This window comes from Pedobacter sp. A2324, from assembly GCF_059693705.1.
Genome location: NZ_JCASSK010000006.1, coordinates 405,753 through 420,442 on the forward strand (window position 1 = coordinate 405,753; position 14,690 = coordinate 420,442).

Below are 14,690 nucleotides of genomic sequence, written 5' to 3' on the forward strand. Positions count from 1 at the left end.
GCGTTCTGCCCCCACCTGAGACCGTGCAGAACTCGCCCCGAACTTTTCCAGAAGTTTTCTGCCAGTTTTTCGGGAGGTTTCCCGAAGCTTTCCCGAACACTTCCCTAAGCGGGTTACAAGGTTACCCGAACAACTCCCGAACAACTCGGCCAGCGCTCCTGAACAAAAATTAGAAAAACGTGTGGAAAAAGTTAATGCCAGATATGGATTGAATGAGGTAAGTATACCAAATAAAAGAGAAAAAATACTGCACGTTAATCTAAATTTTAATTAGTTACCGTAGTTTATTATCAGTGTTTTTTTTTGCACACTCAATTGTATTCGTCTACCATGCCAAATGCGTTAATAATCGACTACCAACGAGAGCATGGAATTAATTCTAATATCTTATTTAAATACACCTTCCTTTCAAACTCTAAATTGCAAAAAGTTTTTTGAGTTAGCGAATCAAATCAAGCATGAGTTTAAGAACATCACTGTTATCCTCGTCAATAAAAAAATTACTGAACATAAGATTCCCGGCTTTATCGATAATAAAATTGGACGGTGCAGCACCTAGATTATCCAAATTTCCCTTATTTCGATACTTGATTTCTTCGAGCGGTATAAAACTATGTTTTTCCTGTTTTATTAGTTGATGCACCTGATTGGCCTGATCCGGAACAATATTAATTGCCACGTATTTGATGCTTTTGTCATTAAGCAAACTAAGTGTTTCTTCAAAAAAAGGCATCTCTGCACGGCAAGGGCCGCATTTCGGATACCAGTAAGTGAGGAGAATAGTACATCCCTTTAATGAATCGAGCGAAGTTGAATCGCTATTAAAGTAATTTTTAAGTCTAAATAATGATGCAGGTTTTACATCAGAATAAAATTTTGTTTTAAAATAAGACGCAGTAGCAAGAGAATCCTGGCCAAGCTCGGCTCCATACTTTAAAATCGACTTATATATTCCGGTTGAAGGGGATTCTGTGAAAAACTGGATGAGGCTATCAATGGCAGGTTGTGTCCCGATTTGTTTAGCGATGGCTTCGGCTTTAATATCATATAACGGAAGTTTCGAAATTTTAATAAAATACGGAGCTTTAATATTATGTAATACCGCCAGTGCTTCGGCTGGTTTTCCGGCAGCCAGCAACTCGCGGGAAGTCATGACTGATTTGGTGATTAATAATAGAGATCCCCAGTCAAAAGGCCGGGTCTTCATTTTTAAAAGAGAATGGATCAGCGGAATGGTTTTTTCCGTTTCGTTTCCCAGCAATAGCAGATAATACTTTAACATGGCTTGAGAAGCATAAGCCGGATCAATTGAGAGATACCTTTCTTTTATCCCCTCGTATAACTTTTTTTTATAAGGGTAACTATTACTGATATCAGCTAAAAGACTTGCTGCTTTTACATTGTATCTATCGATGTTTTTTTTCGATGCAATCTTCTTTAGGGATTGCTGGTATTGTTCAGGATCGGTAAGTTTGAAAGTGTAAGCATAGCGAAAAGCCAGCTCAGCGTTACCAGGGTTTGCAGCAAGTGCATTTTTTAAAATGGAGGTGGCGTCCCTATCCCCTTCAAAGTACGACAACAGGTATAAATCCTGCCAGCCTTTAATCAGTTGTGGATTTGTTTTTATAGCTTGCCCCAGGTATTGCCTGGCTTTTGCGACATCTAGCTGCATGTAGTAATGGCAAGCTGAAAGGATACCATCGCTGTTTTCGGAAATATTTTCATCCATGAGACATACTGCATTTCAACTGCCGTAGTATCCTTACCCATTGTATTGAGATACCAGTAATGCGCCTCAGCATCATCCGGATTCTCATCAATCATTTTGATTAACTTTCTGATCTTTGTTGCTGCCGGAACATCTAACATTCTATAATCGGTCTGCCCCTTTGCAAATGTGGAAGTAAGCAATAACGCCAGAAGTAATAGGAGTGGAAGTGAGTGGTTATACTTCATTAGCATTGAAACTTGAAAAAATTAAATCTATCAAATTCGACCCATTATTCGCGAATGTTGATAGCTTAAAATAATATCAGTAAATATGAACTACATATTATTGACTGTTGAATCCCTCAAACAATCAACCAAACTAATATCATCGGGGGAAATAATGATCTTATCGCCTTGCAGTGTTCGAAGAAGAATCCGGTTCTTCTTCTGTGTAACATACCAGGTCATGCTGCCAATTTTAGTGTTATAAAATTTTCCATAGTAACCGAAAAGCCCTCCGTTACCGAAAGTCCTGATGGTTCCTGAAAAGTCCGTTGAATCAATAAATCTTATTTCTGTAATGTCGGCCAGTTTAATTACTCTGTTACCGATCAGACGGTGAATAACAAGCGTATCTCCGGTAACGGAATATTTCCCGGTACTGTATAGATAACTACCGATAACAGTTAACACAAAGAGCAATAGAACTCCGCCGTGTATCAGGGTTGTTTTGACATCACCATTTGATGAAATTATTGCGCTTACGTTCTTCTGCCCTATTGCGATGAAGACAATTAATACGCCTGCGGTAATGATTTTACCAAATGTGTCAAGTGATGCTTTGTATTCCATAGGGTTAAGATCTATCCTTCGCGAGAGCTGTTTTCGAGTTCGTTATTTAAAAGGCTTTTTGGTGAAAAGCCGGCTATCTCAAATATAATAGAAATTGAGAATTATTGGAGTATATACTTGAATTACAGCAAAATTAAGATGATCGCTACCGCGCGTGTATTGAACCCTTTTTAGGCACAGCCAGCGAAAACACATAAACGGAAAGGACAAACGCCAGCATACCAAATTTACCACCAGCAACGTATTGAATGCTATAGCATGTTTCAGCAATACCAGGATAGTGGAAATTATGTAATAGCATAAGGTTTTCGATAACGTCAAGGCTGCCTGCTAATACTCCTAATAGCAAATTTAGCCGCAAGAGTTCGTTTAACCAGTAACGCTTTTCACGCTGCATTCTCGCGTTTGATAAGGTAATGATCAGGAGTACATAAACCGGGATGAACCAGAAGTCGGTATACGTATTTCTCCTGGCGATTGTGACGAGCTGTTGGTCGCCTTCAGATAGCTGGTGCCAGCTTTGAACGATCTCTGCAGTTTTCTGCTTGCCGGCAAATTCAATATCAAGTAGACCATAACCACTGCCCCGCAGCAATACTTTGCCCTGAAAATACATGATGCCCGACAAAACAAATAATATTATAATGAATATATGTTTCATGGCTTGTTCTCCTTATTTAAATCAGTAACCCGGATTACCGCATCGCCGGTTTTATCAGGATTATTAATACATTGAATAAATGCCTGGGCTGTCTCTTTAAAATGGGCCGGCAGCGGGTGAAGTTCATCCGTCCAGCCATTTTCGCCCACGCTGTCGCGGGAGTCAATGTGAAACACCCTGTTATCCCCCAGTCTTACTTTGAAGATGCGCCCAATATCGATCATCATTTCGTTGAAAAGGAAGATCATGGCGAACACGATTTTCCGCTGGTCGCCGGAATCATAAATACCTCTTAGTTGAAGTGGTGTTTTGAGCCAGCTACCATGCCCCAGAAAGGTACGGGCGAAAGTGCGGTACCACTTAAAGGGATTTAACCCTACCCATCGCTGATCATTGGGAATGGCATAATCGTAGCCCTGAGTGATGATCTGAATACCCGGAAATTTACTTGTTGCAGGTTCGTTTTTGCCGGAGTTAAGGATACCATTAATAAGGAAATAATATTGCAGTTGGAAGAAGCCGAGCAAGGCATAAAAATCTTTGGATATGAATTTGGCGCCGTCTTTGAAATCAGCCAGTTGCTGGCCGTTTAATGGACGGGAAGCAGTTTTGAAAAGGTATTGTGCAAATTCACTGTGTTCGAATTCATTGGAATCGGCCAGGTGAGTTACCATGGCGGCAATACGGTTATTCCCAACCAGGTCATTCCCGCCACCGCTGATAATGAATACATCGGGCTGCAAGGTAGACAGGTGTTCTACATATTTTTTAGCACTGATCATATTCAGGAGCCAATCACCACCAGAAGCCACCGAATAAACTGCCATATTTTCTTCCATTGAAATCCAATCAATTACGTCGCTAAGCAAAACAGGGTAATTGAACCATGAATCTCCCTCCACTACAATTACGCGGTTTTTAAGTCCGTTCTTTTTTGCAATGTGTTTACGGAAGTTGGCTTTTACTTTCTTTACAAAAAGGTGGTTGCGCCTGCTGTTTTTCAATTTGTCAACCCAGCTCATCACCGGCGCCAACGCAGCAAGTTTACGAACCTGTTCGATATTGAGGTCGTAAATTTGCTGAATGATGTTTGCGAGATCAATTTCGTCAATCTCAGCGCGCAGAACATCGAGCTCATCACGAGAAATACGGTTAGCCAGGAGTTTTTGGATTAACTCGTTTTTCACCGCTGAAGGCATGTCAAAATGTTTTCGAATCATGATTGCTTTAGTAGTTTGTTACTATGCTGTTGACGTTTGGCCATTTAAAGATATACATATCAAACTGTTATCACAAAGTATTTGCAAGGCATTTAGGCAAATTGGATCAGCATATTTACAGATTGACCGCGTTTTTGGGCAAGACCAATTGAGCGATAAAAAATCGTGCAGAATATCGATTTTCGGCTATCTTTCAATATATTCGGATATAGGCTGGTGTATCATCCCATCTTGGAAGACCTGTGTAACTTCACTGGCTAGATTTACTGCGTTAAATTTGATGACATATTTACTTTATCGGAGATGGAGAATAAAATCTTAGATTATTAAGATTAGATATGGTGAACTCCGCAAACCCCGATGTGTGATAATATTGTTACCCTTTGAGGGAATGAAGCGAAACTTTGGTTGGTTTTTATTTGTTAAGTAACCACATCAACTACAATATTATGATTAACAACGAAGAAAAAAACGAACAGCAGACCAACCAGGCTGCTCCCAATACTGGTTTGGATACAACAGGTAGTAATACCATTAAAAACCCTGATGACTGGACCACGGGCGATGAGCCAATGACTGGCGCACAGGGATCGTACCTGAAAACACTTTCTGACGAGGCAGGAGAAGAATTTGATGACAGTCTCACCAAATCTGAAGCTTCAAAACGAATTGATGAACTGCAGCACAAAACAGGCCGTGGTTTAAATAACGACCAATAATAAAGCATAACTGGAATCAAAGAAAATTGCTTCCAGTTACTTTTTTATACAGATGAATGGTGACTGTTGGAAACTCATTGCTTATTCAGCATAATGTACTTTTTACCACAGTCGGCAAGCTTTACATAATAGTTCATGGAGTTGCCGTAATTTTGCAGCGTGATTGAACGATCCTGAAGTAATGCATCTACACCTACGGGTAAATCTAAGCCCTCTTTTGATTTGGACTCACCCTCATCATCCAGTTCCCCTTCATATTCGCTCCATTCAATGCCTTCGAGTGTAATGTAATAACCATTTTTTTCACCGGTCGCTTCAACCGAGAGCTTTCCTTTCAACAACCTGCTATCAGATTTGAACGTATAACTATAGCCATTAGCATTCTTTGAAATGGTAATTGTTATGGAGCACTTATCAGCTTCTACTGGCCCGTTAACGATGACATAGGTGCCTGCGATTTCATTTTCTGTACGAGATGCCGGAGAAGCTTGCCGTGGAATGCGGCGATCGGAACTACTTTTTATCGTGCTATCATTTATTGAAATGGAAATCAATTTGTGATTGTTATTGGTGCAGCTGATTAGGATTGGCGTAAAGAAAACAAATAGGATGATATAAAAAACCTTGGTTATTAACATATTTAAGGTATTTAGCATTTATCTTGGGAGACTAATGTATGCATTCGTCGCAGGATATGCAAGGGAGTGTGAATCAGGCGTCACCGATTATTTATAAGTGTATGAAAATTTACTATATTTAAAATATTAATTAACATCCTATGAAAATTTACCTGATTGCATTGACAATGCTTTTGATTTACAATGTTGTTTTTTATGCAGCAAATCTCTTTCTACAGTTAGAAATTCCTATACCAGTCCAGATTGGATCTTCGATGATTACTACAATCGCATTGGTGTATTTTTTCAAACACAAGGATTCGAGTTTGTAATTAGTAAATGTCAATCAGCTATCTTCTAACCGCTTTTTCGTTTCTCAGGTAAATCAAGATCATCTCTGCAAAGTAAGGCGTTATGATCAGGCTAAGAATGAACGATTTCCAAAATCCGAATTTAGTTGGCCGCCCGTAGCTTGCTGAAATTAAGCATAAGCAAATGTAGAGAAGTAAAATAATGGAGAGGCCTACCGGACCAACTTCCATGGTACTGTGAGAGGTGAAATCGCGCATTTAATTTGATTTTGATACAGTCAAATATAATTATTTTTGATTAAAAACAATATATATCCGAGAATCAAATGACCCAGCCGATGCATTATCCCGGACCGGGAAAGCAAATCGTAAACAATCATCTGCTTGGCATTTCCTTTTTCGAGATAGGCTATATTGGTGAAATCGGTTTCCATTTGTTCTATAATTTAAGCACCCATTTCCAGTTTATACCCTTTCCCCCGGATCACCACGATATTAACAGAGGCATCAGTTTCCAGTTTTTTTCTGAGTTTTGAAATGAACATATCCAGACTTCGCCCAACAATAACACCATCATCTTCCCAGATTTCCTTTTGCAGCCGGCTTCGCTCGATGGTTTGATTTGGGTGGCGTGCGAAAATACGGAGCACCCGCGTTTCTGTCCCCGTAAGATCAATCGTATTTTCATCTATCTGAAGCGTTTTTTGCTGCTCATTGAAAAGTATCGAACCTAGCCTGAATACATCATCGGGCAAATCATCAGGCAGCGATTTTAACGGCTTAGCGGACTTCAAAACGAAAAATCCAACGAAGGCCAGGAATGACAGGCTACCAAGCAAATACTCTTTGTTAGCCGGACTGCCTTTTGTAGGTTTGAATTTGACATTAATCAGATAGGACGCTTTAGGTTGCATTCTTCCTTTACAGGATATGATATCATCACGCTTATTTGTTGAAATGGCATAACCATACACTACAGCAGTGCTGCCGCTTTTGAGCACATTAACCATATAATCTTTCGCGAGTGGATCGTGGGCCAGCAGACGCCGTGTGGTATTTACCAAAGCATCCGGCAGAAAACTAAACTCGTGCTCAAAGCTGATTTGATAATTGTTTTCATCAATCTTTTTCACGGGCAGCACCCTTGATGTACGATCGCCTGATTGCAACAGCAACTCATGCCCTAATTTGCGAAGTAAGATTTCTCTTTTGGATTGATCGAAATCATCAACACCGCCCGTGCTGCAAGCCACACAAATAGCGGAGATAAAACAAAGTAATATCAATCCGACCATATATTTATGGTTTCCGGTAAACAGATTTCGGGCGGTTTGCATGTGATCAGGTTTTATTTACAAAGTTTACAATTTTTTTTACAATCCAGATTAGGCTGTAGGAAAGATATCAAAGTAATTTCGCTGAACCAATTTAAAAAACATGAAAAATACAACGAATGCTTTTTGTTTCCTGCTCTTTTTGATGGCAGTAATATTTCTTCAGTTGCCAGCAAGAGGACAACAAAAAAACGACGCTCAGGATTATGTTTACACTGGCGATTTACCACTTACTCCTATCCCGAAAGGTATTGTGAGAACAATTAAAAGAGACAGTAATGGCAATATGTGGATTGCTTCATGGAGTGGTGTTTTTAAATATGACGGAAAAACGTTTACGAATATGACCAGCGGTGTGAGTTCGGCACGCTTCTTTTCTGTTTTGGAAGACATGAAAGGCAATTTCTGGTTTGCTTCTGTGGGTTCGGGCATTTATTACTACAATGGGAAATCGTTTCAGAACTTTACAACGAAGGATGGGCTGGCCAGCGACAGAGTGACTCATATTTACGAAGATAAGAGTGGCGATGTTTGGTTTGGAACAGAGAATGGGGTAAGCATTTATGATGGTAAAGCTTTTCGAAATATCAAAATGAATAAGGCCAATACCCTTGCTCAGGCTGATTCTGTCCACAGCTCAGCTTACCAGCACACGCTTCCGAAAGACAGCTGGATGCACAATGATGTGAATGGCATTATCGAAGATGAGAGAGGGAGATATTGGATCGCGACACGCGGTTACACTACCATTTACAACGGAAAAACGTTTATCACTTTAACCAATATTGATGGTAAACCTTTTACCAATATGCGTTCCATCATTAAAGATAAAAACGGCAATATCTGGTTGGGCGGTGCAGATGGGCTTTGGCGCTACAACGGCAAAACTTTTACTTGTTTGACCAGAAGATTTGTAGGCTACATCTATGAAGATAAGAAAGGAAACATATGGACAAGTTCCGAACGCGCTGACAATACCAACACGGCGACTGGAAATAGGTCGAAAGGCCCTGCCTGGGCGCTTACACGCTATCATGCGGAATCGCTAACTGATAAAAGACCGATGACAACTGAAATTGTTTATAAGCCCATGATCTTCGGAATTCAGGAAGACGAAAAAGGGAATATCTGGTTTGGTGATTTTGATGGGGTACACCGGTATGATGGTACGGCAATCAAAGACTTCAAGTAGCTTTTATATCTACTTAGAAACCAAGGCTATTTCGGTATTGATTCCGGTTGTTCCCATTCACCCATATCCGGCAAATCTTCAAAACTGAAGCGTTCGATACTAAGCCCGAGGCCATATTCATCGCCAAAGTGATTTACAGGTATAGATGGAGTTTTTCGAGGCATTGGCTAAAGATAAGCCAGCTTTAGTTTAAAACCTAACGTCAAACACACCATTGCGGATCACAATCGAATCCTGAAGGTTTTTGACATTGTATAATACACCATCCAGTTTGCCCCCGACAAAAGGAATTCCACTGTCTTTTGGCATATCGTATTTTGAAATAACAATATGAAACGGCGACTTAACAGCGCTGGTGGTATATAACTTTGAATCTGGCATACCCAGGTCGGTTACCAAAAAAATATGCGTTGAAAAATTCTTTTGGTAGGCATCACCGTTTGCTAGCTGATATTCCTTTAGCCTGATATCGAATATTTGAAACTGCAGTTTTGAAGGGGATGTGGTGTTGAGAACTGTAGCCTGAAGGGCGACATTTACCGTATACATCTCATGTTGCGTACCATCAGCGTCGCCGATTATGGTTCTGCTGCCGCGGAAAATTTCTCTGTTTGTAGAATTTGATCCTTTTATATCTAGAGACTGACCAGCTACGTTTGCTTTGAAGTACTGGACATAGGGTTGTTTTTCAGTTACCTCGGCGACGTCTTTCTTACAGGAAAAGAATAATACGGGAAACAAAAGTGTAAGTATTGTATTATGCGTTTTCATAGATAACAAATATAACAAATTCAAATCGAACGACTACTTCAAAATAGGTTTATAAGCTAAACAAGAAATCAAAAAAAGATTTAGATTTGACTATTAACTTATCTGTAAATTATTTTTGACGTTTTCTAATACACTCCATGAAAGCAAAACTTATTACACTGCTCGCCATTTTCGTTTTAACATCTGTAGATTCCTTTGGAGGCTGGTACAAAATCTACAATTACGCTGGCGCTATTGATCATTACCCGGTTACCTTATCATTTCAGTTAAGAGACGGCTACTTTGGTGAGGCTGCGAAAAAAACTTTTAATGCAATTGGAGTTTATAAGTATGACAAATTCAACAACCCCATCAGATTAGAAGGCAGATTTAAGCAAAAAACTAATGAGATTGAACTTTACGAGCTTGGGAGCAATGGGAAGGTTTCAGCAATCTTTCAACTCCGGTTTTCCAATCAGCAATTAATTGGTACCTGGAATAGTGGAATAAACAAACGAATAGTTAAACTTAAGCTTGACAATAAACTGAGCGATCTCTCAGATGAGGCGTTTAAGGATATTAAAATCCTTCAGCTTGCATCGTTGAACGACTATTATTTTGTCGGTTTGTATGCAAAGAAGAGTACCGGTGAAGATGCAAATATGACCGCATTGAGGATCATTAACAAAAAAACCAATACTATTTTTCAGACGCTTAACTTTGAAAACATTGATACACCTACGGGCAACATCATGACCATTATTTATGATAATGTTACCCTTAGTAATGGAAATAACTTCTACGTTTCCAATCAAATCGGGCGGGTTGGCGGCTACCTGAATGTAAGCTACAATGCCGTTAAAAAGCGATTTATTTTAGATCCTGAACCGGTTGCTGAAGGGGTAAAAAGGAATGAATAAGTTCAACCTGCCCGCTCCTATTCAAACCTATCTATAATGGGATGATCACCTGGTTTTGGAATATCATCCATCTGTTCATGGTTATCCATCGCTATAGCGGTTATCAACTGCTGTTTTAAATCCGCTAATTCAGAATTTGGTTCTAAAAGCTGAATGAGGCTATTAAGTTGCTGGGTTGTGGCTTCTATTTGTATTTTCATAAGCACTGTGAAGCAAATTACAGGCCAATAAGTGTTTGCAAAAAAGAATTTAAAATCAATATATTTGCCATTGTTGCACGGGGTGCTTTTAACTAATGTTGAAGGCTGAGATGAATACCCGCGAACCTGACACGGATAATACCGGCGTAGGGATGCATTGGCTCAAAAGGATTGCGGCTGCCTGGCTGTTTGAATTTTTGCCCTGTTCACTATCCGTTAAAACCGGTTAGCTGACAGGAATAAATATTTAAACATATGCAATTAGAACAAAAAAGCTTTAGCGTACTTTCAGACCAACTTACTAACTGGCAGGGACGGAAAGAATGGTTTTTTAACCGCGAACATACCGATACTTACGAGCAATGGTACGAAGGGCGTTACAAACGTGCAGAGGTGTGGCAGAAAAAGGTGATGGGTCAGTTACTCACCAGCCATCCCGGCATAAAAGAACTTCTGGAATTTGGATGCGGCACTACCCGCTTCACCAGATGGTGGAAAGAAATAGGCATTGAGGCCACCGGCGGAGATCTTTCTCCCTTTATGCTTGGCCAGGCTGTGCACTTATTCGATGGCGACCTGGTCAATGCCGATTCTCACTATATGCCTTTCAAAGATAACAGCTTTGATGCAGTGGCATTCATTACCACATTTGAGTATTACCGCGACCCTCTGCAAGTGATCAGGGAGGCCGCCAGAGTGGGCAGAAAGGGAATTGCATTTGGGATGATGAACCGAAATTCTCCCAAGTTTTTCAGACGACGAATACAGCAGGCATTCGGAAAAAACCCATTCTACGTTACGGCTACCTTTTACACCCCGCAAATGCTGATTGAAAAGGTTCATAAGGCGCTAAAAGGACGTGAGTATACCATTGAATGGACCTGTACCGGTTTACCAAAGTGGTTTCCCCTTCAGCAATGGAGTTTGCCTTACGGAGATTTTTTTGGTCTTTACGTTCACTTCAGGGATTAGTTGAAACTATGGGCTTAGGAAAAATAGATAACGATGGTCTTGAGGAAATCATTCTTCAGCATTGTGGAGAGAACCGTAGTGAGGTACATTGCGGACCAGCTTTTGGCGTGGATGTATCGGTGGTCAACCTGCCCGGCGGACTGGCACTGGCGATGACAAGCGACCCCTTGTCTTTGATCCCCTCTTTGGGTTTGCAGGAATCAGCCTGGCTATCGGTTCATTTAATGGCTAACGACATGGCTACCACCGGGTTTGCTCCTATGTATGCGCAAATGGTGCTCAACCTGCCTGCGTCGCTGACTAAACAGGATTTCAATATTTACTGGGAACATGTTCATCAATACTGCAAAGCCATTGGTGTAGCGATTACCGGCGGACATACCGGTAGCATTGAGGGGCAAAACTCGACCATAGCTGGCGGTGGCACCATGCTGCTCACGGCACCTGCACAAAACATTTTACTGAGCAGGCAAGCGCAGGCCGGCGACCTCATTGTAGTAACCAAAGGATGTGCTACCTCATCTACCGCTATTTTATCCATGAGTTTTCCTAAAACTGTGGTGGCCAGACTAGGAACAGAAACCTATCAGAACGGATGTGAGCTTTTCTACCAGACATCAAGTCTGAAAGAGGCGATGATTGCTAACGCGGCCGGACAGGCGAATGCCATGCACGATGTAACCGAGGGCGGGGTATTGGGTGCAGTTTATGAGATGGCTATTGCCTCTGGCAATGGCGTAGAAATCGATAGTCATGCGATTCCGGTAAGCCAGACGGCCATTGAGGTATGCAGGCTCTTTGAAATTGATCCACGATTCTGCGTTGGCGCCGGGAGTATGATCATGGCGGTAAGCCGTGACCAGGCAAAAAACCTAACTGATCAGCTCGAGCGTGAAAATATTCAGGCGACTATCATCGGTAGTTTCACCGCAAAGGAAAAAGGATACAAAATACGCGAAGCGGATGAGTTGGTTGATCTGCCGTATTTCTCTACGGATCCGTATTGGAGTGCTTTTTTTTCTGCACTAAAGAAAGGATGGACATGAGCAACATTAGGAAAAATATTACAGGCGGAATCTATCTGGTAATAGATCCGGCAATGCAGAGGGCTGCTTTAATGGATAAAATTAAGCTGGCACTGGCGGGAGGAATTGATGTGCTGCAGATCTGGAATAACTGGCCTGAAGGGATAGATAAGCTGAGTTTTATAAAGGAAATATCCATTCTTTCCCATCCCTATCAAATTCCGCTTCTCATCAACCAGGAGTGGACCCTGCTGAAAGAATCTTCGGAGCTCGACGGCGTACATTTCGATGTTTTCCCGGATGATCTTAGCTGGATTAAAACTCAAGTGGCCAGAGACTTTATGATCGGCGTAACCTGTTCGGGAAATCTGGATACGGTACGGCTCGCACATAAGGATAAGCTTGATTATATCTCTTTTTGCTCGATGTTCCCTTCGAGCTCGGCAGGGAGTTGCGACATTGTATTACCGGAAACCGTGAGCGCAGCACGCGAGCTTACCCATCTGCCGCTGTTTGTTTCGGGAGGAATCACACCGGAGAATGCGGATGTGTTGAGTAAACAGATACCCTTCGATGGTGTTGCCGTGATATCAGGGATTTTAAACGCTGATAATCCCGTTGCGCGAACAAGGCAATATCAGCAAGTATTAACAACAAACAATAAAATATTATGAGAACCAAAACCATAGAAAAACTATGCTGTCCATTTGATAAAAAGGACCTTAAGCTAGACATATTTGTAAAAGACATCGACTCAAACGTTCTGGAAGGAGTACTCACTTGCATAGAATGTAAACGTAAATTTCCTATTGTTCATGGGGTACCGATTATGTCGCCGGATGAATACCGTCAGATTGAACTTGAACAACCAATAATGGAAAAGTGGAAACTTGAGCATGAACTGACAGATACCAGGCTACTGCCCTAAAGCTTCAGCTTGAAGCACTATAAAAACAAATGAAAAAGCCTGTACTCAGACAGGCTTTTTCATTTGATAGTCAAGGATATAAGGTTTCCAACTTAATCTTCCTATTTACTTCTTAACAGTGCTTCCAGATAATAGTAATCTGCATAGTTAATGGGCACATCAATTTCAGACTTGGCAGGGCGATGACCGGTGCTATGTTCGAGTATAAAACCATAGTTATCGCCCAACTTACTGGTGTAGTTTTTACTCAGTGAACTCAAGATATGATCTGCAGCGGCTTTATATTTCTTGCCATTGCTGCTGTATTTCGCCAGCTCGTACAATGCAGATGCCGTAATGGCCGCAGCGGAGGCATCTCTTGAAGCATCTGGAATCTTCGGGTCGTTATAATCCCAATAAGGAACACCATCTGCTGGAGTAATCTTATTATTTAAGATAAAGCCTGCAATACCATCTGCCTGAGCAAGATACTTCTTGTACTGCGTTTCCCTGAAACACATGGTGTAACCATATAATGCCCATGCCTGTCCCCTCGCCCAGGCTGATTCGTTTGCGTAGCCCTGAGCCGTAACCTTCTGTAAAATGTTCCCGGTTTTAGCGGTATCATAGTCGATTACATGATAAGAACTGAAGTCTGGCCGGAAGTGGTTTTTAATAGTATGATCTGCATGGGAAACGGCAATCTTATAAAATGAAGAATCACCCGTCATTTTGGTCGCCTCGAAAAGTAATTCCAGGTTCATCATATTGTCGATGATAACCGGGTACTTCCATTTATCGCCATTATGGTCCCAGGATTTCAATACGCCTGCCGTTTTGTTAAACCGTGTGGCAAGCGACCGGGCCGCCTGGATAATTACAGCCTTATAGGCGGTATCTTTGGTTAAGCGATAGCCGTTTCCAAAGGGGCAGTAAATCATAAATCCCAGATCGTGCGTACCCCGGTTGTATTGCTCCTCTTTGATATCGTCGGTATACTTTTTGGCTAGCTTGAGCCACTTTTCGTCTTTCGTAAACTGATAAAAGTACCAGAGTTCGGCAGGGAAAAATCCACTTGTCCAGTCTTTTGAAACGACCATTTTGAACTGACCCTTTTCTACCGTGCGTGGTGAAACCTGGCTAGGCTTCACCAATCGGGCAGAGTCGACATTGCGGATAAGCACATCAGTTTGCTTGCCGGCGGATGCAAAGGCTTTTTTAACATCAACGTTTTGTGCGTTTGCAACGTGGCAAGACAGGAGAATGAGTAATGTAATATTGATTTTAAATTTCATGGAGT

19 protein-coding genes and 1 riboswitch are annotated in these 14,690 nt (G+C 41.3%); of the genes, 7 read left to right on the forward strand and 12 right to left on the reverse strand.

Going from position 1 to position 14,690, the window contains the following annotated elements; all coding sequences use genetic code 11:
• Positions 1-439: 439 nt before the first annotated feature.
• From AC570I_RS18930 to AC570I_RS18950, 5 genes are all read right to left on the reverse strand, one after another.
• A complete protein-coding gene (locus tag AC570I_RS18930) occupies positions 440-1,672 on the reverse strand; it encodes a redoxin family protein (protein ID WP_497406727.1) in 1,233 nt (410 codons plus the stop codon).
• A complete protein-coding gene (locus AC570I_RS18935) occupies positions 1,663-1,956 on the reverse strand; it encodes a hypothetical protein (RefSeq protein ID WP_497406728.1) in 294 nt (97 codons plus the stop codon). Before AC570I_RS18935 ends, AC570I_RS18930 begins: the two co-directional genes overlap by 10 nt.
• A 90-nt stretch (positions 1,957-2,046) precedes the next feature.
• The gene (locus tag AC570I_RS18940) at positions 2,047-2,562 is read right to left on the reverse strand and encodes a PH domain-containing protein (protein ID WP_497406729.1); all 516 of its coding nucleotides are present in this window, start codon (positions 2,560-2,562) and stop codon (positions 2,047-2,049) included.
• A 145-nt stretch (positions 2,563-2,707) separates the two neighbouring features.
• Complete coding sequence (locus AC570I_RS18945; RefSeq protein ID WP_497406730.1) at positions 2,708-3,223, reverse strand: hypothetical protein; 516 nt, start codon at positions 3,221-3,223, stop codon at positions 2,708-2,710.
• Positions 3,220-4,443 carry a hypothetical protein gene (locus AC570I_RS18950; protein WP_497406731.1) on the reverse strand — a complete coding sequence of 408 codons (1,224 nt, stop codon included), beginning with the start codon at positions 4,441-4,443 and terminating at the stop codon, positions 3,220-3,222. The genes AC570I_RS18945 and AC570I_RS18950 overlap by 4 nt, the downstream gene beginning before the upstream one ends.
• A gap of 449 nt (positions 4,444-4,892) precedes the next feature.
• Between AC570I_RS18950 and AC570I_RS18955 the strand changes: the two genes are divergently transcribed.
• A complete protein-coding gene (locus tag AC570I_RS18955) occupies positions 4,893-5,162 on the forward strand; it encodes a DUF3072 domain-containing protein (RefSeq protein ID WP_497406732.1) in 270 nt (89 codons plus the stop codon).
• Between the two features lie 74 nt (positions 5,163-5,236).
• Here AC570I_RS18955 and AC570I_RS18960 read toward each other — a convergent pair whose 3' ends face one another.
• The 3 genes from AC570I_RS18960 to AC570I_RS18970 all read right to left on the reverse strand — a co-directional run bounded on the left by AC570I_RS18960 (position 5,237) and on the right by AC570I_RS18970 (position 7,427).
• On the reverse strand, positions 5,237-5,800 hold the full coding sequence (locus AC570I_RS18960) for a hypothetical protein (protein WP_497406733.1): 564 nt from the start codon (positions 5,798-5,800) through the stop codon (positions 5,237-5,239).
• A gap of 329 nt (positions 5,801-6,129) precedes the next feature.
• The gene (locus AC570I_RS18965; protein WP_497406734.1) at positions 6,130-6,348 is read right to left on the reverse strand and encodes a hypothetical protein; all 219 of its coding nucleotides are present in this window, start codon (positions 6,346-6,348) and stop codon (positions 6,130-6,132) included.
• Between the two features lie 188 nt (positions 6,349-6,536).
• On the reverse strand, positions 6,537-7,427 hold the full coding sequence (locus AC570I_RS18970) for a winged helix-turn-helix domain-containing protein (protein ID WP_497406735.1): 891 nt from the start codon (positions 7,425-7,427) through the stop codon (positions 6,537-6,539).
• A 100-nt stretch (positions 7,428-7,527) separates the two neighbouring features.
• On the opposite strand from AC570I_RS18970, the gene AC570I_RS18975 reads away from it, so the two are divergent.
• On the forward strand, positions 7,528-8,616 hold the full coding sequence (locus tag AC570I_RS18975; protein WP_497406736.1) for a ligand-binding sensor domain-containing protein: 1,089 nt from the start codon (positions 7,528-7,530) through the stop codon (positions 8,614-8,616).
• 26 nt (positions 8,617-8,642) lie between these two features.
• Here the strand turns inward: AC570I_RS18975 and AC570I_RS18980 are convergent, their stop codons facing one another.
• Together AC570I_RS18980 and AC570I_RS18985 are read right to left on the reverse strand one after the other, a co-directional pair.
• Complete coding sequence (locus AC570I_RS18980; RefSeq protein ID WP_497406737.1) at positions 8,643-8,780, reverse strand: hypothetical protein; 138 nt, start codon at positions 8,778-8,780, stop codon at positions 8,643-8,645.
• Positions 8,781-8,805: 25 nt separating this feature from the next.
• A complete protein-coding gene (locus tag AC570I_RS18985; protein ID WP_497406738.1) occupies positions 8,806-9,387 on the reverse strand; it encodes a DUF5025 domain-containing protein in 582 nt (193 codons plus the stop codon).
• Between the two features lie 137 nt (positions 9,388-9,524).
• Here AC570I_RS18985 and AC570I_RS18990 point away from each other — a divergent pair, with 137 nt between their 5' ends.
• A complete protein-coding gene (locus AC570I_RS18990; RefSeq protein ID WP_497406739.1) occupies positions 9,525-10,286 on the forward strand; it encodes a hypothetical protein in 762 nt (253 codons plus the stop codon).
• Positions 10,287-10,303: 17 nt separating this feature from the next.
• Here AC570I_RS18990 and AC570I_RS18995 read toward each other — a convergent pair whose 3' ends face one another.
• Positions 10,304-10,486 carry a hypothetical protein gene (locus AC570I_RS18995; protein WP_316799622.1) on the reverse strand — a complete coding sequence of 61 codons (183 nt, stop codon included), beginning with the start codon at positions 10,484-10,486 and terminating at the stop codon, positions 10,304-10,306.
• 68 nt (positions 10,487-10,554) lie between these two features.
• Positions 10,555-10,656, forward strand: a riboswitch (TPP riboswitch).
• An 85-nt stretch (positions 10,657-10,741) separates the two neighbouring features.
• Here AC570I_RS18995 and AC570I_RS19000 point away from each other — a divergent pair.
• Genes AC570I_RS19000 through AC570I_RS19015 form a run of 4 tightly spaced genes read left to right on the forward strand, consistent with a single transcriptional unit; the run spans position 10,742 to position 13,411 of the window.
• Positions 10,742-11,458: a class I SAM-dependent methyltransferase gene (locus AC570I_RS19000; RefSeq protein WP_316799623.1), complete on the forward strand. Its 717-nt coding sequence runs from the start codon at positions 10,742-10,744 to the stop codon at positions 11,456-11,458.
• Between the two features lie 8 nt (positions 11,459-11,466).
• On the forward strand, positions 11,467-12,504 hold the full coding sequence (locus tag AC570I_RS19005; protein ID WP_497406740.1) for an AIR synthase family protein: 1,038 nt from the start codon (positions 11,467-11,469) through the stop codon (positions 12,502-12,504).
• The gene (locus tag AC570I_RS19010) at positions 12,501-13,157 is read left to right on the forward strand and encodes a thiamine phosphate synthase (RefSeq protein ID WP_497406741.1); all 657 of its coding nucleotides are present in this window, start codon (positions 12,501-12,503) and stop codon (positions 13,155-13,157) included. The genes AC570I_RS19005 and AC570I_RS19010 overlap by 4 nt, the downstream gene beginning before the upstream one ends.
• Positions 13,154-13,411, forward strand: a complete 258-nt coding sequence (locus AC570I_RS19015) for a Trm112 family protein (RefSeq protein ID WP_497406742.1) — start codon at positions 13,154-13,156, stop codon at positions 13,409-13,411. Before AC570I_RS19010 ends, AC570I_RS19015 begins: the two co-directional genes overlap by 4 nt.
• A gap of 101 nt (positions 13,412-13,512) precedes the next feature.
• Here AC570I_RS19015 and AC570I_RS19020 read toward each other — a convergent pair whose 3' ends face one another.
• Positions 13,513-14,685 carry a glycoside hydrolase family 88 protein gene (locus AC570I_RS19020; protein ID WP_497406743.1) on the reverse strand — a complete coding sequence of 391 codons (1,173 nt, stop codon included), beginning with the start codon at positions 14,683-14,685 and terminating at the stop codon, positions 13,513-13,515.
• Positions 14,686-14,690 lie beyond the last annotated feature (5 nt).